The following is a 19,158-nucleotide window of genomic DNA, read 5'->3' as shown; positions in this document are numbered from 1 at the left end:
GCGAAAACAGGTTTGCGATCAGCCGATGGCGATCATTTCAAAGTCGCTCTTGCCCACGCCACAGTCGGGGCACAGCCAGTCTTCCGGCACGTCTTCCCAGCGGGTGCCTGGGGCGATGCCGTCATCCGGCCAGCCTTCGGCTTCGTCGTAGATCAGGCCACAGACAATGCATTGCCACTTCTTCATGGGTCGTTCTTCCTCGCACAGGCTCAAGTGTTGTGTTGCAACTGATGGCCTCTTCGCGGGCAAGCCCGCTCCCACAGGTGCAGCACAGGACTTGTGGGAGCGGGCTTGCCCGCGAAGGGGCCAGCGCGCAATTCTTGGGGGCTTTGTACTGGCCCTGCCGGCAGTATGCAAGCAGTCCGGGCAATCATGCTAAGCTCGCCGCCTCTCTGGCTGTCACAAGCATACCGACGTGTCGTACGAAACCCCGCAAGCAGCCGCTGTCGCGTGGCTGGCGTATCCACAGCTGGCGGCCACGCTCGCCCAGCCGACCCTCGACTGGCTGTTCGACGAAGGCTCCCTGACCCGCCGCCTGACCCGCCTCAGCAACGACCATTTCAGCGTCACCCCCCTGTTCGAAGGCTGGCAACCCCTGCGCGATGACGAATGCGCCGCCCTAGGCCTGCCGCCTGGCGAAGAAGGCTGGGTGCGCGAGGTGTACCTGCGCGGCCATGGCCAACCCTGGGTGTTCGCCCGCAGCGTGGCCGGGCGCAGCGTGCTGGAGCGCGGCGGCCTCGACCTGGAAACCCTGGGCAGCCGCTCGCTCGGCGAACTGCTGTTCTGCGACCAGGCCTTTGTTCGCCACCCCATCGAAGTGTGCAGTTATCCACAGGCCTGGTTGCCCGCCGAGGCCGCTCATGCCGGGCTCTGGGGCCGCCGTTCACGCTTCGAGCGTGCCGGGCTCGACCTGCTGGTGGCGGAGATCTTCCTGCCAGCGTTGTGGCAAGCGGCCAAGGAGGAAACCCGCTGATGTACCTGCACCTGCTCAAGTCGCTCAACCGCTTGCACCCACGGGCCTGGGACTTCGTCCAGCTGAGCCGCATGGACCGCCCGATCGGCATCTACCTGTTGCTGTGGCCGACGCTGATGGCGGTGTGGATCGCCGGCAATGGCTCGCCCAGCGTGGCCAACGTGCTGATCTTTGGGCTGGGCGTGGTGCTGATGCGTGCCGCCGGCTGCTGCATCAACGACTTCGCCGACCGCAAGGTCGACGGCCATGTAAAACGCACTGCCGACCGGCCGCTGGCCAGTGGCCGGGTCAAGCCGCGCGAAGCATTGATGCTGTTCGCGGTGCTGGTGGGCGTGAGTTTCCTGCTGGTGCTGTGCACCAACGCCAAGACGGTGTGGTTGTCATTTGGCGCCGTGGCCCTGGCCTTCTGCTACCCGTTCATGAAGCGCTACACCTACTACCCGCAAGTGGTGCTGGGCGCGGCGTATTCCTGGGGCATCCCCATGGCCTTCACCGCCGCCGGTGGCGAGCTGCCGGCCGCCGCCTGGCTGCTGTACATCGCCAACGTGCTGTGGACGGTGGGTTATGACACCTACTACGCAATGGTCGACCGTGACGACGACCTGAAGATCGGGGTGAAGTCCACCGCCATCCTGTTCGGCGAGGCCGACCGGGTGATCATCCTGACCTTGCAGCTGCTGTCGCTGGGCTGCCTGTTGCTGGCAGGCAATCGCTTCGATCTGGGGGGCTGGTTCCACCTGGGGCTGCTGGCAGCGGCGGTGTGCTTCGCCTGGGAGTTCTGGTCGACGCGCGGGCTGGACCGCGAGTCGTGCTTCAAGGCGTTCCTGCACAACCACTGGGCGGGGATGTTGATGTTTATCGGGGTGGTGCTGGACTACGCGCTGCGTTGATCACATCGAACCCGTGGGAGCGGGCTTGCCCCGCGATTGCGGCGCTAGCCATACCATCGCAATCGCGGGGCAAGCCCGCTCCCACAATGCGTCAAGGCTTGGCCACGTGCCAGACGTCCTTCACACCATCGCCGGTCATGTCCCCGGCCTTCTTGTCCTTGACGAAGGTGTACAGCGGCTTGCCATCGTAGGCCCACTGCATCGAACCATCATCACGGGTGACATGGGTCCATTTGTCCTTCGGCGCCTCGTCGTCCTTCTTGACCATCAGCGGCGGCCAGTTCTTGGCGCAGTCGCCGTTGCACATGGACTTGCCGCCGCTGTCCTTGTCGAAGGTGTACAAGGTCATGCCGTCGTGATCGACCCACATGCCGTTCTTCTCCATGGCGTGATGAGCCGACGCCACCCCCGGCACTGCCAGCGCAGCGCAAAGGGCCATCCAGCTCAGCGTATGTCGTGTCATTGGAATCACCGTCGTTTCGGGGGTTGTATGGGTTCTGGGCACCGCCGCAGCGGCCCCCTGAAGCCTAGCCCAGTCATGCAATGTCGCCAGAACTGCCCATGCCCTGTCACACAGCTGCAATAATTCCGTTATCTAATGCGGGCCAAGACATCGTTCCCGGGAGAGGTAATTGAGCATGGTTGGCAGAAACATTCTGATCGTCGACGACGAAGCGCCTATCCGCGAGATGATCGCCGTTGCATTGGAAATGGCTGGCTATGACTGCCTCGAGGCCGAGAATTCGCAACAGGCCCACGCCATCATCGTCGACCGCAAGCCGGACCTGATCCTGCTCGACTGGATGCTGCCAGGCACCTCGGGCATCGAACTGGCCCGCCGCCTGAAGCGTGACGAGCTGACCGGCGATATCCCGATCATCATGCTCACCGCCAAGGGCGAAGAGGACAACAAGATCCAGGGTCTTGAAGTGGGCGCCGACGACTACATCACCAAGCCGTTCTCGCCCCGCGAGCTGGTGGCGCGCCTGAAGGCCGTGCTGCGCCGCACCGGCCCGAGCGACAGCGAAGCGCCGATCGAAGTCGGCGGCCTGCTGCTCGACCCGATCAGCCACCGCGTGACCATCGACGGCAAGCCCGCCGAGATGGGCCCCACCGAATACCGCCTGCTGCAGTTCTTCATGACCCACCAGGAACGCGCCTACACCCGTGGCCAGCTGCTCGACCAGGTGTGGGGCGGCAACGTCTACGTCGAAGAGCGTACCGTCGACGTGCACATCCGCCGCCTGCGCAAGGCGCTGGGTGAAGCCTACGAAAATCTGGTACAAACCGTCCGCGGCACGGGTTATCGCTTCTCGACCAAAAGCTGATCGAAGCCCAGGCGCCCGCTGTACAAGGACTGTCAATTGAACCAGAACTGGCACGCAACCCTGATTCGCCACATGCTCCTGCTGATCACCGCCTGCCTGATCGGCGGGTTGGTCACCGGCTACTACGGCTGGTGCCTGGCCATCGGCCTGGCACTCTACCTGGGCTGGACCCTCAAGCAGCTGCTGCGCCTGCACGACTGGCTGCGCAACCACCAACCCGATGAAGCACCGCCCGACGGTTATGGCCTGTGGGGCGAGGTGTTCGACAGCATCTACCACCTGCAACGCCGCGACCAGCGCGTGCGCGGGCGCCTGCAAGCGGTGATCGACCGGGTCCAGGAGTCCACAGCCGCGCTGCGTGACGCAGTGATCATGCTCGACAGCGAAGGCAACCTGGAGTGGTGGAACCGCGCCGCCGAGACCCTGCTGGGCTTCAAGACCCCGCAGGACGGTGGCCAGCCGGTGACCAACCTGGTGCGCCACCCGCGCTTCAAGGAATATTTCGAGTCGCAGAACTACACCGAGCCGCTGGAAATCCCGTCACCGATCAATGACCGCCTGCGGGTGCAACTGCACCTCACCCGCTATGGCAACAACGAGCACCTGATGCTGGTGCGCGACGTCACCCGCATCCATCAGCTCGAACAGATGCGCAAGGACTTCGTCGCCAACGTCAGCCACGAGTTGCGCACGCCGCTGACGGTGATCACCGGCTACCTGGAGACGCTGCTGGACAACGTCGAGGACGTGAACCCACGCTGGGGCCGCGCCCTGCAACAGATGAGCGCCCAGGGCTCGCGCATGCAGACCTTGCTCAACGACCTGCTGCTGCTGGCCAAGCTCGAAGCCACCGACTACCCCTCGGACAACCAGCCGGTGCTGGTCGATGCCCTGCTCGGCACGATCAAGAACGACGCCCAGGCCCTGTCCGGCCCGCGCAACCAGCGCATCACCCTGGAGGCCGCGCCCGGCATACGCTTGAAAGGCAGCGAATCGGAGCTGCGCAGCGCGTTCTCCAACCTGGTGTTCAACGCGGTCAAGTACACCCAGGACGAAGGTAATATTCGCATTCGCTGGTGGGCCGACGAGCAGGGCGCGCACTTGAGCGTGCAGGACTCGGGGGTCGGCATCGAGGCCAAGCACCTGCCGCGCCTGACCGAGCGTTTCTACCGCGTCGATTCCAGCCGTGCGTCGAATACCGGCGGCACCGGGCTGGGCCTGGCGATCGTCAAGCATGTGCTGATGCGCCATCGCGGCAAGCTGGAGATCAGCAGCGTGCCGGGTCACGGCAGTACCTTCACCTGTCACTTCGCGCCGGCACAATTGGTCATGAGCAAGGTGTGAAAGCATCGCGGGGCAAGCCCGCTGCCACGGGTGACGTGGGAGTGGGCTTGCCCCCGCCCCTTTGCTTTTGCCGCCTCAGCCGCTACATTGGATCCCCCGTGCCAGCAAACGCTGGCACTTTTTTTCTTCCTATTTCAAAGACGGACCCCGTAAAACCCCATCATGGACCCTTCCCCTGGTATCAGCCTCACCTCGTTGTTCGCCGACTTCGGCATGATTCTTTTCGCCTTGTTCCTGGTGCTGCTCAATGGCTTCTTCGTGGCCGCGGAGTTCGCCATGGTCAAGCTGCGCTCCACCCGCGTCGAGTCCATCGCCGAATTGCACGGCTGGCGCGGCAGCATCCTGCGCAAGGTACACAACCAGCTCGACGCCTATCTCTCGGCCTGCCAGCTGGGTATCACCCTGGCCTCGCTGGGCCTGGGCTGGGTCGGTGAGCCGGCGTTCGCCCACCTGCTCGAACCGTTGCTGGCCTACTTCGGCGTCGACTCCCCCGAGCTGATCAAGGCGATCTCGTTCTTCGTTGCCTTCTTCGTCATCTCCTACCTGCACATCGTGGTCGGCGAGCTGGCCCCCAAATCCTGGGCGATCCGCAAGCCCGAGCTGCTGTCGCTGTGGACCGCCGTGCCGCTGTACCTGTTCTACTGGGCGATGTACCCGGCGATCTACCTGCTCAACGCCAGCGCCAATACTATCCTGCGCATCGCCGGGCAGGGCGAGCCCGGCCCGCACCACGAGCATCACTACAGCCGTGAAGAGCTCAAGCTGATCCTGCACTCCAGCCGCGGCCAGGACCCGAGCGACCAAGGCATGCGCGTGCTGGCCTCGGCGGTGGAAATGGGCGAACTGGAAGTAGTCGACTGGGCCAACTCGCGCGAGGACATGGTCAGCATCGATGCCCATGCCCCGCTCAAGGAAATCCTCGCCCTGCTGCGCCGGCACAAGTTCAGCCGCTACCCGGTGTACGACGCCGAGCGCGAAGAGTTCACCGGCCTGCTGCACATCAAGGATTTGCTGCTGGAGCTGGCCGAGCTGGACCACCTGCCCGAGACCATCGACCTCGAAGACCTGGCCCGCCCGCTGGAGCGGGTGTCGCGGCACATGCCGCTGTCACAGCTGCTGGAGCAGTTCCGCAAGGGTGGCGCACACTTCGTGCTGGTCGAAGAGGCCGATGGCAAGGTGATCGGCTACCTGACCATGGAAGACGTGCTGGAAGTGCTGGTGGGCGATATCCAGGACGAACACCGCAAGACCGAGCGCGGCATCCTCGCCTACCAGCCGGGCAAGTTGCTGGTGCGCGGCGACACGCCGCTGTTCAAGGTCGAGCGCCTGCTGGGGATCGACCTCGACCACATCGAGGCGGAGACGCTTGCCGGGCTGATCTACGAAACCCTCAAGCGCGTGCCTGAAGAAGAGGAAGTGCTGGAGGTCGAAGGCCTGCGCATCATCGTCAAGAAGATGAAAGGGCCGAAGATCGTGCTGGCCAAGGTGCTCAAGCTGGATTGAACCTTTGGGGCTGCTGCGCAGCCCTTTCGCGGCACAAGGCCGCTCCTACAGGAATATGCAATCCACTGTAGGAGCGGCCTTGTGCCGCGAAAGGGCCGCAAAGCGGCCCCAACAATGTCAGGGGTTCCCCGCCGTGAAATCCGGCATCCCGCCAATCGGCCGGTCGAACTGATACGGGATCGACTCCAGCGCCAGCCCCACGTTGCGCTGCACCACGAAATGCAAATGCGGCCCGCTGCTGTTGCCGGTATTACCCGACTTGGCCAGTGCCTGCCCCAGCACCACCTGCTGCCCCTCGCCCACCACCACCGAGCCGCGCATCAGGTGCAGGTACACACCCATGGTGCCGTCCGGGTGCAGGATGCGCACGAAATTGCCCGCCGGGTTGGTGCCGCGGCCACTCTGGTTGTTCTCCACCTTCACCACCACCCCGCCCCTGGCCGCGATGATCGGCGTGCCCTCGGGCATGGCAATGTCGATGGCGTAGCGCCCCTTGGGGCCGAAGTGGCTGAAACGCCCGTTGGGGCCCTGGCTGATGCGGAACGGTCCGCCCTTCCAGGGGAATGGGTAGCGGTAGCCCTGGGTGCGCCGCACCGGGTCGCCCATGGCGTACTGGAACTTGCTGGCGTACTTCAGCGGCCCACCCGGCGCGGCCAGGACCACGCTGAGCACCTGGGTCGAACGCGCTGCCACCACCCGCCGCACGATGCGCGGGGCATTGCCGCCGAAGGCGTTGGCCAGGCCATTGAGGCGCAGCTCGACCTCCATCGGTACGTGCAGCTCATTGCGGGCGATGAAACGTACGCCACCGGGGAAGGGTTCGGTCTGCAAGCGCACCTGGCCGTCGAGCCGCTCGACCATGGGTTCGCGGACGATCCAGGGGGTCGAGCCCGGCGTAGGACGGTCGGAGTAGGACACCACGCCATAATCGTCGGTGGTCTTGTAGAGGGTCATGCCTTGGCTCATCGCCGAGGCCGCGAGCAAGGCACAGGACAGCAGCAGGCGGAAGGCTGGCATGATGGTGGCTTTTTGACAGTTGTGATCTGTCGAAGCCTAGCAGCCCAACTGCAGACAAGTTGTTACAGCTGGTCGGAAGATTTGTAGGAGCGGCCCTGCCGGGGCGCTCCTACAGGACACCAGAATTCAGGCGCCCGGCGTGAAGTGCTTCTGCGTGGTGCCACGGGCGATCAGTCGCGACAGGTAGTCGAGCTTCTGCGCATCCTGGTCGACGAACTTGAAGGTCAACTGCAGCCAGTCGCTTTCGGGTTTGGGCTCCAGCGCGGCGATGGCGTGCAGGTAGCCGTTCAGGCGGGCCACCTCGGCGTTCTCGCCCTGCTCCAGGTCCAGCACCGCACCTTCGAGCACCTGCGGCAGGTTGGCGCTGCGGCGCACCACCAGCAGCGCCTCTTTCAGGCTCAGGGCCTTGATCACGCAGGGCTGCGTGCCACTGGACAGGCGCAACTGGCCCTGGCCACGACCGGCCTGGGCGGAAGCCACGGCACTCTGCGGCTTGGGCGCATTGATCAATGGCTTGGCAGCGGTGGGTGCGGCCGCAGCAGGTGCGGCGACCTTGGCAGCCTCCGGACGCCCGCCGGTGAGCGCGCTGAGCGAATCGTTGGCGAACGCCGAGTTGACCCGGGCCGGCGCGCTGGACATCAGGCTGTCGAGCTTGCCGATCTTGGTCAGGGACTTCTTCACCTTGGTCAGCAGCTGCTCGTTGGTGAACGGCTTGCCGACGAAGTCGGAGACGCCGGCCTGGATGGCCTGGATCACGTTCTCCTTGTCACCACGGCTGGTCACCATGATGAACTGCATGGTTTTCATCTCTTCCTGCTGGCGGCACCAGGTCAGCAGTTCGAGGCCGGACATCTCCGGCATCTCCCAATCGCACAGGACCAGGTCGAAACGCTCCTTGGCCAGCATGGCCATGGCCTTGCGGCCGTTGACCGCGTCCTCGATCACCATGCCCGGGAAGGCATTGCGCAGGCACTTTCTCACCAGGTCGCGGATGAACGGGGCATCGTCCACGACCAGCACATTCACTTTACTCATCGATACTCCTCTTGAATCCCGACTAGCATACCGCCGACTGATGGCCATTTGCCAAACCACGGGTCACGCCGGGACTGCTCGGATCGATCGCGGGTGCCTGCTGGTGCTCGTGCGCAAACGAAAACGCCCGGCGAATGCCGGGCGTTCATGCTCGGGAGCAATCTTATTTATCGTCCGGTTCAGCCGGAACATTAGCGATTTCGCCCTCTTCGAACGCTTCGCCCTGTACTTCGGCTTTCATGCGCTTGAGGCCCATGTGGCGCACGTCGGTCCCGCGCACCAGGTAGATCACCAGCTCGGAGATGTTGCGTGCGTGATCGCCGATGCGCTCCAGCGAACGCAGGGCCCAGATCACGCTCAATACGCGGGAGATCGAGCGCGGGTCTTCCATCATGTAGGTGACCAGCTCGCGCAGCGCGGTCTTGTATTCGCGGTCGATGGTCTTGTCGTACTGGGCCACCGACAGCGCCAGGTCGGCGTCGAAGCGGGCGAAGGCGTCCAGCGCGTCGCGGACCATGTTGCGCACCTGGTCGCCGATGTGGCGCACCTCGACGTAGCCACGCGGCGACTCGCCTTCCTCGCACAGCTGGATGGCGCGACGGGCGATCTTGGTGGACTCGTCGCCGATGCGCTCCAGGTCGATCACCGACTTGGAGATGCTGATGATCAGGCGCAGGTCGGAGGCCGCCGGCTGGCGACGGGCGAGGATGCGCACGCACTCCTCGTCGATGTTGCGCTCCATCTGGTTGATCTGTTCGTCCACTTCACGCACTTGCTGGGCCAGGCCCGAATCGGCCTCGATCAGCGCGGTGACCGCGTCGTTGACCTGCTTCTCGACCAGCCCGCCCATGGCCAGGAGGTGGCTGCGCACCTCTTCGAGCTCGGCGTTGAACTGCTGGGAGATGTGGTGGGTAAGGCTTTCTTTGTTGATCATCGTTTCGCTCCGCGAAGAAGCTGCAAGCTTCAAGTCGTTCGTGTCGTTCCCTGGCTTACTGGCGTTGTCTGGTCCTGTGGGAGCGGGCTTGCCCGCGAACACCGGCGCAGCCGGTGCCAGCCACCGCGGCGCCTGCTTCGCGGGCAAGCCCGCTCCCACAGAGACGCCTGAACCCAGTCAGCAACTAGCCGTAGCGACCGGTGATGTAGTCTTCGGTCTGCTTCTTCGCCGGGTTGGTGAACAGGGTATCGGTATCACCGAATTCGACCAGTTTGCCCATGTACATGAACGCGGTGTAGTCCGAAACACGGGCCGCCTGCTGCATGTTGTGGGTAACGATGACGATGGTGTACTTGGATTTCAGTTCGTAGATCAGCTCTTCGACCTTCAGCGTCGAGATCGGGTCCAGTGCCGAGCACGGTTCGTCGAGCAGCAGCACTTCTGGCTCCACGGCGATGGTGCGGGCGATCACCAGACGCTGCTGCTGACCACCGGACAGGCCCAGCGCCGACTCGTGCAGGCGGTCCTTGACCTCGTCCCACAGGGCCGCGCCCTTGAGTGCCCACTCGACGGCTTCATCGAGGGTGCGCTTCTTGTTGATGCCCTGGATGCGCAGGCCGTAGACCACGTTCTCGTAGATGGTCTTGGGGAACGGGTTGGGCTTCTGGAACACCATGCCCACGCGGCGGCGCAGCTCGGCCACGTCCTCGCCCTTGCGGTAGATGTCGTTGCCGTAGAGGTTGATGGCACCCTCGACGCGGCAGCCGTCCACCAGGTCGTTCATGCGGTTGAAAGTGCGCAGCAGCGTGGACTTGCCGCAACCGGACGGGCCGATGAAGGCGGTCACGCGCTGCTTGGGGATATTCATGCTGACGTCGAACAGCGCCTGCTTGTCGCCGTAGTACAGGGACAGACCGGGTACTTCGATGGCCACGGTCTCTTCGGCCAGGCGCAGGCTCTGCTTGTCGCGGCCCAGGGCCGACATGTCGATGCCGTGGGCGTGGGATTCATGCTGCATGGTCAACTCCATACGCTATCAATTCGTTTCAAAGGGCCGCCCGGCGTTCGGGCGGCACGCTTGCAATCAGGATCAGTGGTCGAGGGCCTTGTACTTCTCGCGCAGGTGGTTACGGATCCACACCGCCGAGAGGTTGAGGGTGGCGATCACCAGTACCAGCAGCAGCGCGGTGGCGTACACCAGCGGCCGCGCGGCCTCGACGTTGGGGCTCTGGAAGCCGACGTCGTAGATGTGGAAGCCCAGGTGCATGATCTTCTGGTCCAGGTGCAGGTACGGGTAATTGCCGTCCACCGGCAGCGACGGCGCCAGCTTCACCACACCCACCAGCATCAGCGGGGCCACTTCGCCGGCGGCGCGGGCCACGGCGAGGATCATGCCGGTCATCATGGCCGGGCTGGCCATCGGCAGGACGATCTTCCACAGGGTCTCGGCCTTGGTCGCACCCAGGGCCAGCGAGCCCTCACGCACGGTGCGCGGGATACGCGCCAGGCCTTCCTCGGTGGCCACGATCACCACCGGCACCGCCAGCAGCGCCAGGGTCAGCGAGGCCCACAGCAGGCCGGGGGTCCCCAGCGTGGGTGCCGGCAGCGACTCGGGGAAGAACAGCCGGTCGATCGAACCACCCAGCACGTAGACGAAGAAGCCCAGGCCGAACACGCCGTAGACGATCGCCGGGACACCGGCCAGGTTGTTCACCGCGATACGGATCAGGCGGGTCACCGGGCCTTGCTTTGCGTATTCGCGCAGGTATACAGCCGCCAGCACGCCGAACGGGGTGACGATCACCGCCATGATCAGGGTCATCATCACGGTGCCGAAGATCGCCGGGAAGATACCGCCCTCGGTGTTGGCTTCACGCGGGTCGTCGCTGAGGAACTCCCACACCTTGGCGAAGTACGCGCCCATCTTGGTCATGCCGGACATGGCGTTCGGCTGGATCGCGTGGACCACCTTGCTCAGGTTGATCTCCACTTCGCGGCCGTTGCCGTCGCGGGCCACCAGGCTGTCGCGGGCGAACTCCTGGTGCAGGCCGTTCAGGCGCTCTTCGATGGCCTTGTAGCGGTTGTTCAGCTCGGCGCGCTCGGCGTCCATGTCGGCCTGGGCGGCGGCGTCGAGCTTGCCGTCCAGTTCCAGCTTGCGGCTGTGCAGGCGCAGGCGCTCCAGGCCATGGTTGATGGCACCGATGTCCTTCTTCTCGAGCTTGACCAGCTGGTCGTTGAGCGCGCTGGCGCGCTTGAGGCGGGCCTGCAGCTCGTTCCAGGCTTCCGGGCCTTGGGCAACCACGCGGCCTTCTTCCTTGACGCTGACCAGGTAGCCGTAGAAGTTGCCCCACTCGCGGCGTTCCAGGGCGATCAGGTCGGCGGGTTTCTGCTGGTCGACCAGCCACTCGCCGACCACCCAGGTGAAGTCGCTGCCGTTGAGGTCGCGGTTACCCACCTTGATCAGCTCGCGGGTCATGAACTCCGGACCCTGGTCGGGTACCGGCAGGCCGGCACCCTTGAGGCGTTCGCGGGGCACTTCTTCCTTCTGTACCACTTCACCGATGACGATGTGATCAGCCTGGCCGGGCACCTTGTAGGTGGCCTGCACCAGGTCGGCGGGCCAGAAGTGGCCCAGGCCGCGCACGGCGATCACGGCCAGCAGGCCGACGGTCATGATGACCGCCATGGCCACCGCGCCACCGCTGATCCAGACGCCAGGGGCGCCGCTCTTGAACCAGCCTTTGAGGGAATCCTTTTTCACGGATCTCTACCTTTCTATCAAAGCGACGAGTATTTCTTGCGCAGGCGCTGGCGAATCAGCTCGGCCAGGGTGTTCATCACGAAGGTGAACATCAGCAGCACGAGGGCGGCGAGGAACAGCACACGGTAGTGGCTGCCTCCGACTTCCGATTCAGGCATTTCCACGGCCACGTTGGCGGCCAGGGTGCGCATGCCCTCGAACAGGTTCAGCTCCATCACCGGGGTGTTGCCGGTGGCCATGAGCACGATCATGGTCTCGCCCACCGCACGGCCCATGCCGATCATCAGCGCCGAGAAGATACCCGGGCTGGCGGTGAGGATGACCACGCGGGTCAGGGTCTGCCAGGGCGTGGCACCCAGGGCCAGCGAGCCCAGGGTGAGGCTGCGCGGCACGCTGAACACGGCGTCTTCGGCGATGGAGTAGATGTTCGGGATGACCGCGAAGCCCATGGCGATACCGACTACCAGGGCGTTGCGCTGGTCGTAGGTGATCCCCAGGTCGTTGGTGATCCACAGGCGCATGTCGCCGCCGAAGAACCAGCTCTCCATGAACGGGCTCATGTACAGCGCGAACCAGCCGATGGCGAGGATGATCGGGATCAGGATCGCCGCTTCCCAACCGTCCGGGATGCGCAGGCGGATCGACTCTGGCAGGCGGCTCCAGGCGAAACCGGCGACCAGGATGCCCACCGGCAGGATCAGCAGCAGGCTGAACACACCCGGCAGGTGGCCTTCGAGATACGGCGCGAGGAACAGGCCGGCGAAGAAGCCGAGGATCACCGTCGGCATCGCTTCCATCAGCTCGATCACCGGCTTGACCTTGCGGCGCATGCCCGGGGCCATGAAGTAGGCGGTGTAGATCGCGGCGGCAATGGCCAGCGGAGCAGCCAGGATCATCGCGTAGAACGCGGCCTTGAGCGTACCGAAGGTCAGCGGCGACAGGCTCAGCTTGGGCTCGAAGTCGGTGTTCGAGGCGGTCGATTGCCAGACGTATTTAGGCTCGTCGTAGTTCTCGTACCAGACCTTGCCCCACAGCGCGCTGAAGGAAACCTCCGGGTGCGGGTTGCGCAGGCTCAGCGGCAGCAGCTTGCCGCCTTCCTCGATGATGATGCGGTTGGCGCGCGGCGACAGGGCCAGCACGCCAGCGCCGTCGGCGACCGGCTCGACCAGCAGGGTGCGGTGTGCAGTGCTGTGGAACACACCCAGCTTGCCGGCGCTGTCCAGGGCGATGAAGCCCTTGCGGCGCTCTTCGGCGTCGATCTGCACGACCGGCGCGTTGCCCAGCTGGAAGCTGCGGATCAGCTTGAAGCGCGACTCGCCATCCGGGTCGCGGGCCATGAACCACTGGCTCAGGCCACCCTTGGAGTCGCCGAAGATCAGCGAGATACCACCGACCAGCTGGCCGCTGGCGGTGATTTCGGCGTTACCGTCCTCGAGCAGCTTGTAGCGGCCGTTGAGGCTCTTGTCGCGCAGGCTGAACACGTCGGCGGTGGCGCGGCCGTTGACCACGTACAGCCACTGCTGGCGCGGGTCGATGAAGATGTTCTTCACCGTCTCGGTCATCTGCGGCAGCTCGATGCGGTTCTGCTCGACGGTGACCTCGTCGGTCATCATGTTCTCGGTGCGCGACAGCTCGATCACTTGCAGGTGCGCGCCGGTGGAGCCGGCCAGCAGCAGGGTGTCGCCATTGACGTTGACGCTCACGTGCTCCAGCGCACGGCCCTGGTCGTCCAGGGTGAACAGGTCCTGACCATAGGGGTAGTCGATGCCCGCCTCGATGGTCTTCTTGTTGTCCGGGTAGGTGATCTTGTAGGTGTGGTGGAACACCAGCGCCTGGCCGTTGGACAGGCCTACCACCACCAGCGGGCTGCCCGGCTGGTCGGTGCTGATCGAGCTGACCTGGGTGCCCGCAGGCAGCGGCAGGTCGACGCGCTTGAGTTCATTACCGGTCTTGGTGTCGAAGAACAGCGCCTGGCCCTTGTCGGACACGCGCATGCCCACGAGGTTCTGCTCCTCGAGGGCGATCATCAGCGGTTTGCCGGCGTCCTGCTGCAGCCAGGTCGGCTCCAGCGCCTTCTTGCTGGTCAGTTCGGCGCCCTGGAACAGCGGCAGCACCACGTAGGCCAGGTAGAAGAAGATCAGCGTAATGGCAGCGAGCACGGCCAGCCCGCCCACCAGGACGTACCAGCGGGTCAGGCGGTCCTTGAGGGCGCGCATGCGGCGCTTGCGTTGCAGCTCGGGCGTATTGAAATCAATGCGCACCGGCGGGGAATTTTGGGTCATGGTGGAGTTGGCCAGATCATTCATGCGCACACCCTAGCGGTCCCGTATGACAAAAACATGACAATGCAGTGACGCAAGAAAGCCCGCCGCGCAGGAACCCTGGCTTCGGACTGAGGAATTCGCGGACAAGGCCGGGCATCAGCACCGGCCTCATCCTCAATTACTTACTTCTTTGCAACGTTACCGGCGTGGGACAGGCCCAGGTCAGCCAGGGTCTTGTCGACCACTTTGGCCGGCAGTGGGATGTAGCCATCCTTCACCACGACCTGCTGGCCAGCCTGCGACAGCACCAGCTTGACGAACTCGGCTTCCAGCGGGGCCAGAGGCTTGTTCGGCGCCTTGTTGACGTAGACGTAGAGGAAGCGCGACAGCGGGTAGGTGCCGTTCAGGGCGTTGGCTTCGTTATCTTCGACGAAAGCACCGCCTTCTTTCTTGGCCAGGGCCACGGTCTTGACGCTGGCGGTCTTGTAGCCGATGCCCGAGTAGCCGATGCCGTTCAGCGAGGAGCTGATCGACTGCACGACCGAAGCCGAGCCAGGCTGTTCGTTGACGTTAGGCTTGAAGTCGCCTTTGCACAGGGCTTCTTCCTTGAAGTAGCCGTAGGTGCCCGATACCGAGTTACGGCCGAACAGCTGGATTGGCTTGTTGGCCAGGTCGCCGGTCACACCGAGGTCACCCCAGGTCTTGACGTCAGCCTTGCCACCGCACAGGCGGGTGGAGGAGAAGATGGCGTCGACTTGCGCCATGGTCAGGCCCTTGATCGGGTTGTCCTTGTGCACGAACACGGCCAGGGCGTCGACGGCCACCGGGATGGCGGTTGGCTTGTAGCCGTACTTCTGCTCGAAGGCCTGCAGCTCGACGTCCTTCATCTTGCGGCTCATCGGGCCCAGGTTGGCGGTGCCTTCGGTCAGGGCGGGCGGCGCGGTGGAGGAGCCGGCGGCCTGGATCTGGATGTTTACGTTCGGATATTCCTTCTTGTAGGCCTCGGCCCACAGGGTCATCAGGTTCGCGAGGGTGTCGGAACCAACGCTGGAGAGGTTGCCCGATACACCGGTGGTCTTGGTGTAGGTCGGGATTGCAGGATCGACAGCGGCGACCGCATTGGCGGTTGCAACGCCAGCGGCGGCAAAGGTCAGGGCCGCCATCAAACGCTTCAGTTTCATGCCTTGCTCCTAGCAGGAATATCGTAGGGGTTGTGATGGAACGGGCCCAAGTATCCGCAGGCCGTATGAACACTCTATGACTCGAATATGACAATTGGATGAAAGGCCATCACCGGTATCCCGGGATGGCCTTTTCAAGATGTTTCGAGAGAGCGGATCACAGCACCGCTGGGCTTGCGGGCATAGCGAACCTGAAAAGCCAATTCATGCCGAAATCCTATAGGCACGCAGGAAATGCCCTACGGCTCTACCAGGAATTTCCTAGATCAATCAAGCCTATGATTTCTTCCCTTTCCTCAAGATCCGCCCCACATGACTATGGATTCAATGACCAGAGAACCGAAAACACCGCCGCGATCGGTCGAAAGGCTGAAAGTAACCTGGATGCGGGTTCTGGTACGTACCCTCGCTGCACCATTGATGACGACGCTTGGCCTGATTCTATTTATCGGTACCAACTATGATCCAACGGGGGCAGCTGCTTATGGCCTGGTTGTAACAGTGTTTTTCATACCGCTGGCGGTCTGTCTGGGGGGAAACATTACGACATGGGTACTCGCCAAACGTAAAAGCGGAGCCCTCAGACTGGGCGTCCTGCTCATTTCGAATTGCCCTCTCGACCTGCTCGCTTTCTTTGGGGCGCTAGGAATGTTCGCTCAAAATCCAGTCCCCTCTACCTTTTTATTCGCAACCCCCGTCATAACCCTATGGACGATCTATCTGCTTGTTGAGCGCAAATAGCGTTCAAGGAGGCCCTGCTGTAGACAGGACCTCTTCAACCCATTGAGTCAGCGCTTCTTCGCCAGTAGATACAACCCCACCAGCAATCCAACTGCACACAAGCACGCCACATAGTAGGCCGGCGCCATGGGGCTGAATTTCAGCAGCGCGGTCACCACCATCGGTGTCAGCCCGCCGAAGATCGCGTAGGCCAGGTTGTAGGAGAACGACAGCCCACTGAAGCGCACCACCGGCGGGAACGCCTTGACCATCACGTAGGGCACCGCACCGACGATACCCACGCACAGCCCGGTCAGCGCATACAACGGGAACAGCAGGTCCGGCCGGGTCGGCAGGCTGTGGTAGAAGGCCCAGGACGAGGCCAGCAGCGCCAGGCTACCGACAATGAACACCCGCCCGGCACCGAAGCGGTCGGCCAGGCGGCCTGCGCCGATGCAGCCCAGGCTGAGCAGCACGATGGCCAGGCTGTTGGCCTTGAGCGAATCGGTGGGGCTGACGTGGTAAAGGCTCTGCAACAAGGCCGGGGTCATCAGGATGATCACCACGATGCCGGCCGACAGCAGCCAGGTCAGCAGCATCGACAGGATGATCGCGCCACGGTGGTCGCGCAGCACCGCGCGCAGCGGCAGCTCCTCGGCCAGGGCCTTGCGCGCCTGCATCTCGGCGAACACCGGGGTTTCATGCAGCCAGCGACGCAGGTAGACCGCGAAGAAGCCGAACACACCCCCCAGCAGGAACGGGATGCGCCAGGCGTAGTCCGCCACTTCTTCCGGGCTGTAGATCGTATTGATCAGCGTCGCCACCAGCGAGCCAAGCAGGATGCCCGAGGTCAAGCCAGCCGTCAGGGTGCCGCAGGCGTAGCCGGTATTGCGCGCCGGCACGTGCTCGGAGACGAACACCCAGGCCCCCGGCACCTCGCCGCCGATGGCCGCCCCTTGGATGACGCGCATCAACAGCAGCAGGATCGGCGCCCACAGGCCGATCTGCGCATAGGTCGGCAACAGGCCCATGATCAGGGTGGGCACCGCCATCATGAAGATGCTCAGGGTGAACATCTTCTTGCGCCCGAGCAGGTCACCGAAGTGGGCCATGATGATGCCGCCGAGCGGGCGCGCCAGGTAGCCGGCGGCGAAGATGCCGAAGGTCTGCATCAGGCGCAGCCATTCGGGCATGTCGGCGGGGAAGAACAGCTTGCCCACCACCGTGGCGAAGAACACGAAGATGATGAAGTCGTAGAACTCCAGGGCACCACCCAGGGCCGACAGCGAGAGGGTCTTGTAGTCACTGCGGGACAGCGGCCGGGACGGCTGCTCGATACTGCTCTGCACGGAGGTCATCGCTGCGGTTTCTCTTGTAGGTCTGCAGGCCGCTTGGCATGCGGCTTCTGGATTGGGTAGGCAGCGAAGATAACAAATTGCCGAGCCGCGCTCATAGGGTACAAAATCCATACAGATATTCATGAATGCGCGGTCGTCGCTGGCTGTGATGGTCTATATACTGCCCGCTCGTAGGAAAAGGTCGCTTTTAATGCAGGATGCTGTGCAAAAACGTCGGACAATGTTGTCAGACTGTTTCGCAGAGTTTTCCTGTGGCCGCCCCTGAAGCGAAATCAGCGTAGTATGCGTGCGGCTGAATCGTTTTTACGGCGTCCGTCACCGCGCCATCAACGAAGCGTCACGGGTCAGAGGCCCCACGGCATGATTGAGCTCGAACAAGAAGATCCCATCCCGCAGGGCGACCTGGCCTTGCAGATCACCGCGCTGCCGCGCGAAACCAACGGCTTCGGCGATATCTTCGGCGGCTGGCTGGTCGCCCAGATGGACCTGGCCGGCACCGCCATGGCCAGCCGCGTCGCCGGCGGCCGGGTTGCCACCGTCGCCATCGACCGCATGGCCTTCCTGGTGCCGGTGGCCGTGGGTGCACAGCTGTCGTTCTATACCCAGACCCTGGAAATCGGCCGCAGCTCGATCCAGATGATGGTCGAGGTGTGGAGTGACGACCCGCTGTCCAGCGAATGGCGCAAGGTCACCGAGGCCGTGTTCGTGTTCGTCGCCATCGACGGCAGTGGCCGCACACGCTCCGTTCCTCGTCGCTGAGCGGCGCGAGCGATAAACTCATTGCACGTCCCCGGGTCAAACGGCCCGACAGGCAACCAATGAGACGAGTGCAATGGCTAACTACCAGGTCGACACCGAGCTACACGGCGAACTCAACTGCTGGCGCATCACCAGCGACCACGCTGATCTTTTGATCGCCCAGCAGGGCGCGCAGGTCTTGAGCTACCAGCGCATCGGCGAACCGCCGCTGCTGTGGCTGAGCGACCAGGCCATCTTCCGCCAGGGCAAGTCGGTGCGTGCCGGGGTACCGGTGTGCTGGCCCTGGTTCGGCAACTTCGAGCGCAACCCCGACGCCGTCAAAGCCATGTACACGGGCGAACAAGCGCCCGCCCACGGGCTGGTGCGAGGGCGCGACTGGCAGCTGCTGAGCGTGGAGGAAGCCAGTGACACGCTGGTGATCGAATTCACCCTGCCCGAAGCCCGCGGCGACCTGCCTGGCTGGCCCCACGACGTGGAGCTCAAGTTGGTGGTTGAGTTGGGCGACCAGCTGAAGCTGACTCTGAGCAGCTACAACCTCGGCAATACCGCTGTCACCCTTAGCCAGGCCCTGCACAGTTACTTCGCGGTGAGCGATGTGCGCCAGGTGCGGGTGGAGGGTGTCGAGGGCCTGGGCTACATCGAAACCCTGGCCAACTGGGAGCAGCGTAGCCAGCAAGGCGCGCTGGGCTTTGCCGGCGAAACCGACCGCATCTACCTGGATGCGCCCGAGCAGTTGAGCATCGTCGACCCGCACTGGGAGCGGCGCATTACCTTGAAGGCCGGCGGTTCGCGCACGGCGGTGATCTGGAACCCCTGGACCGACCGCGCCCGCGACTTGCCGGACATGGCCGATGACGGCTGGCAGCGCATGCTGTGCATCGAGACGGCGAATGTGTGGGATGACGTGGTGGAGCTCAAGCCTGGGGCGAGTCATTCGCTGGTGCTCACCATCGGCTGTGAAAAAATCTGAAACTTGCGTTACCTGCACCGGCCTCTTCGCGGGCAAGCCCGCTCCCACAAGTACTCAACAGCTTTCAGGGGCTATGCAGGTCCTGTGGGAGCGGGCTTGCCCGCGAAGGGGCCGGTGCAGG

General features: G+C 63.8%; 18 protein-coding genes. 8 read left to right on the top strand and 10 right to left on the bottom strand.

Annotated features, from left to right (window positions below):
• Positions 1-18 precede the first annotated feature (18 nt).
• Positions 19-186, bottom strand: coding sequence for a rubredoxin (locus tag IX761_RS06090; protein WP_011536423.1), 168 nt, complete (start codon positions 184-186; stop codon positions 19-21).
• A gap of 229 nt (positions 187-415) precedes the next feature.
• Here IX761_RS06090 and IX761_RS06085 point away from each other — a divergent pair, with 229 nt between their 5' ends.
• Both IX761_RS06085 and ubiA read left to right on the top strand, forming a co-directional pair.
• Positions 416-973: a chorismate--pyruvate lyase family protein gene (locus tag IX761_RS06085; protein WP_194788718.1), complete on the top strand. Its 558-nt coding sequence runs from the start codon at positions 416-418 to the stop codon at positions 971-973.
• A complete protein-coding gene (gene ubiA, locus IX761_RS06080; protein WP_194788717.1) occupies positions 973-1,863 on the top strand; it encodes a 4-hydroxybenzoate octaprenyltransferase in 891 nt (296 codons plus the stop codon). The genes IX761_RS06085 and ubiA overlap by 1 nt, the downstream gene beginning before the upstream one ends.
• 91 nt (positions 1,864-1,954) lie before the next feature.
• On the opposite strand, the gene IX761_RS06075 is transcribed toward ubiA, so the two are convergent.
• Positions 1,955-2,326, bottom strand: a complete 372-nt coding sequence (locus IX761_RS06075) for a hypothetical protein (RefSeq protein WP_194788716.1) — start codon at positions 2,324-2,326, stop codon at positions 1,955-1,957.
• A gap of 175 nt (positions 2,327-2,501) precedes the next feature.
• Here IX761_RS06075 and phoB point away from each other — a divergent pair, with 175 nt between their 5' ends.
• From phoB to IX761_RS06060, 3 genes are all read left to right on the top strand, one after another.
• The gene (phoB, locus tag IX761_RS06070) at positions 2,502-3,191 is read left to right on the top strand and encodes a phosphate regulon transcriptional regulator PhoB (protein ID WP_003253341.1); all 690 of its coding nucleotides are present in this window, start codon (positions 2,502-2,504) and stop codon (positions 3,189-3,191) included.
• Positions 3,192-3,263: 72 nt separating this feature from the next.
• Positions 3,264-4,535 carry a phosphate regulon sensor histidine kinase PhoR gene (gene phoR, locus IX761_RS06065; protein ID WP_267241112.1) on the top strand — a complete coding sequence of 424 codons (1,272 nt, stop codon included), beginning with the start codon at positions 3,264-3,266 and terminating at the stop codon, positions 4,533-4,535.
• A 162-nt stretch (positions 4,536-4,697) separates the two neighbouring features.
• The gene (locus IX761_RS06060) at positions 4,698-6,038 is read left to right on the top strand and encodes a hemolysin family protein (RefSeq protein ID WP_194788714.1); all 1,341 of its coding nucleotides are present in this window, start codon (positions 4,698-4,700) and stop codon (positions 6,036-6,038) included.
• Positions 6,039-6,155: 117 nt separating this feature from the next.
• Here the strand turns inward: IX761_RS06060 and IX761_RS06055 are convergent, their stop codons facing one another.
• From IX761_RS06055 to IX761_RS06025, 7 genes are all read right to left on the bottom strand, one after another.
• Positions 6,156-7,055 (bottom strand): M23 family metallopeptidase, encoded by a 900-nt coding sequence (locus tag IX761_RS06055; RefSeq protein WP_194788713.1) that lies wholly within the window; start codon positions 7,053-7,055, stop codon positions 6,156-6,158.
• 126 nt (positions 7,056-7,181) lie between these two features.
• Positions 7,182-8,090, bottom strand: a complete 909-nt coding sequence (locus IX761_RS06050) for a response regulator (RefSeq protein ID WP_194788712.1) — start codon at positions 8,088-8,090, stop codon at positions 7,182-7,184.
• Between the two features lie 163 nt (positions 8,091-8,253).
• Positions 8,254-9,024 (bottom strand): phosphate signaling complex protein PhoU, encoded by a 771-nt coding sequence (phoU, locus tag IX761_RS06045; RefSeq protein ID WP_194788711.1) that lies wholly within the window; start codon positions 9,022-9,024, stop codon positions 8,254-8,256.
• A gap of 184 nt (positions 9,025-9,208) precedes the next feature.
• The gene (gene pstB / locus IX761_RS06040; protein WP_194788710.1) at positions 9,209-10,042 is read right to left on the bottom strand and encodes a phosphate ABC transporter ATP-binding protein PstB; all 834 of its coding nucleotides are present in this window, start codon (positions 10,040-10,042) and stop codon (positions 9,209-9,211) included.
• 72 nt (positions 10,043-10,114) lie between these two features.
• Positions 10,115-11,785 carry a phosphate ABC transporter permease PstA gene (gene pstA / locus IX761_RS06035; protein WP_194788709.1) on the bottom strand — a complete coding sequence of 557 codons (1,671 nt, stop codon included), beginning with the start codon at positions 11,783-11,785 and terminating at the stop codon, positions 10,115-10,117.
• A 17-nt stretch (positions 11,786-11,802) separates the two neighbouring features.
• Positions 11,803-14,091, bottom strand: a complete 2,289-nt coding sequence (locus tag IX761_RS06030) for an ABC transporter permease subunit (protein WP_194788708.1) — start codon at positions 14,089-14,091, stop codon at positions 11,803-11,805.
• Positions 14,092-14,231: 140 nt separating this feature from the next.
• On the bottom strand, positions 14,232-15,230 hold the full coding sequence (locus tag IX761_RS06025) for a phosphate ABC transporter substrate-binding protein PstS (protein WP_194788707.1): 999 nt from the start codon (positions 15,228-15,230) through the stop codon (positions 14,232-14,234).
• Between the two features lie 327 nt (positions 15,231-15,557).
• On the opposite strand from IX761_RS06025, the gene IX761_RS06020 reads away from it, so the two are divergent.
• Positions 15,558-15,971 carry a hypothetical protein gene (locus IX761_RS06020; protein WP_194788706.1) on the top strand — a complete coding sequence of 138 codons (414 nt, stop codon included), beginning with the start codon at positions 15,558-15,560 and terminating at the stop codon, positions 15,969-15,971.
• Positions 15,972-16,018: 47 nt separating this feature from the next.
• Here IX761_RS06020 and IX761_RS06015 read toward each other — a convergent pair whose 3' ends face one another.
• Complete coding sequence (locus IX761_RS06015) at positions 16,019-17,308, bottom strand: MFS transporter (RefSeq protein ID WP_194788705.1); 1,290 nt, start codon at positions 17,306-17,308, stop codon at positions 16,019-16,021.
• 360 nt (positions 17,309-17,668) lie between these two features.
• On the opposite strand from IX761_RS06015, the gene IX761_RS06010 reads away from it, so the two are divergent.
• Together IX761_RS06010 and IX761_RS06005 are read left to right on the top strand one after the other, a co-directional pair.
• Positions 17,669-18,067: an acyl-CoA thioesterase gene (locus IX761_RS06010; protein WP_003253317.1), complete on the top strand. Its 399-nt coding sequence runs from the start codon at positions 17,669-17,671 to the stop codon at positions 18,065-18,067.
• A 73-nt stretch (positions 18,068-18,140) separates the two neighbouring features.
• The gene (locus IX761_RS06005; protein WP_194788704.1) at positions 18,141-19,037 is read left to right on the top strand and encodes a D-hexose-6-phosphate mutarotase; all 897 of its coding nucleotides are present in this window, start codon (positions 18,141-18,143) and stop codon (positions 19,035-19,037) included.
• Positions 19,038-19,158: the final 121 nt, after the last annotated feature.

Source organism: Pseudomonas sp. UFMG81, from assembly GCF_015354575.1.
In the GTDB taxonomy this organism is placed as follows: Bacteria; Pseudomonadota; Gammaproteobacteria; order Pseudomonadales; family Pseudomonadaceae; genus Aquipseudomonas.
Note: the sequence above shows the minus strand (reverse complement) of the source record. Positions and strands in the feature narration are given on the sequence as shown.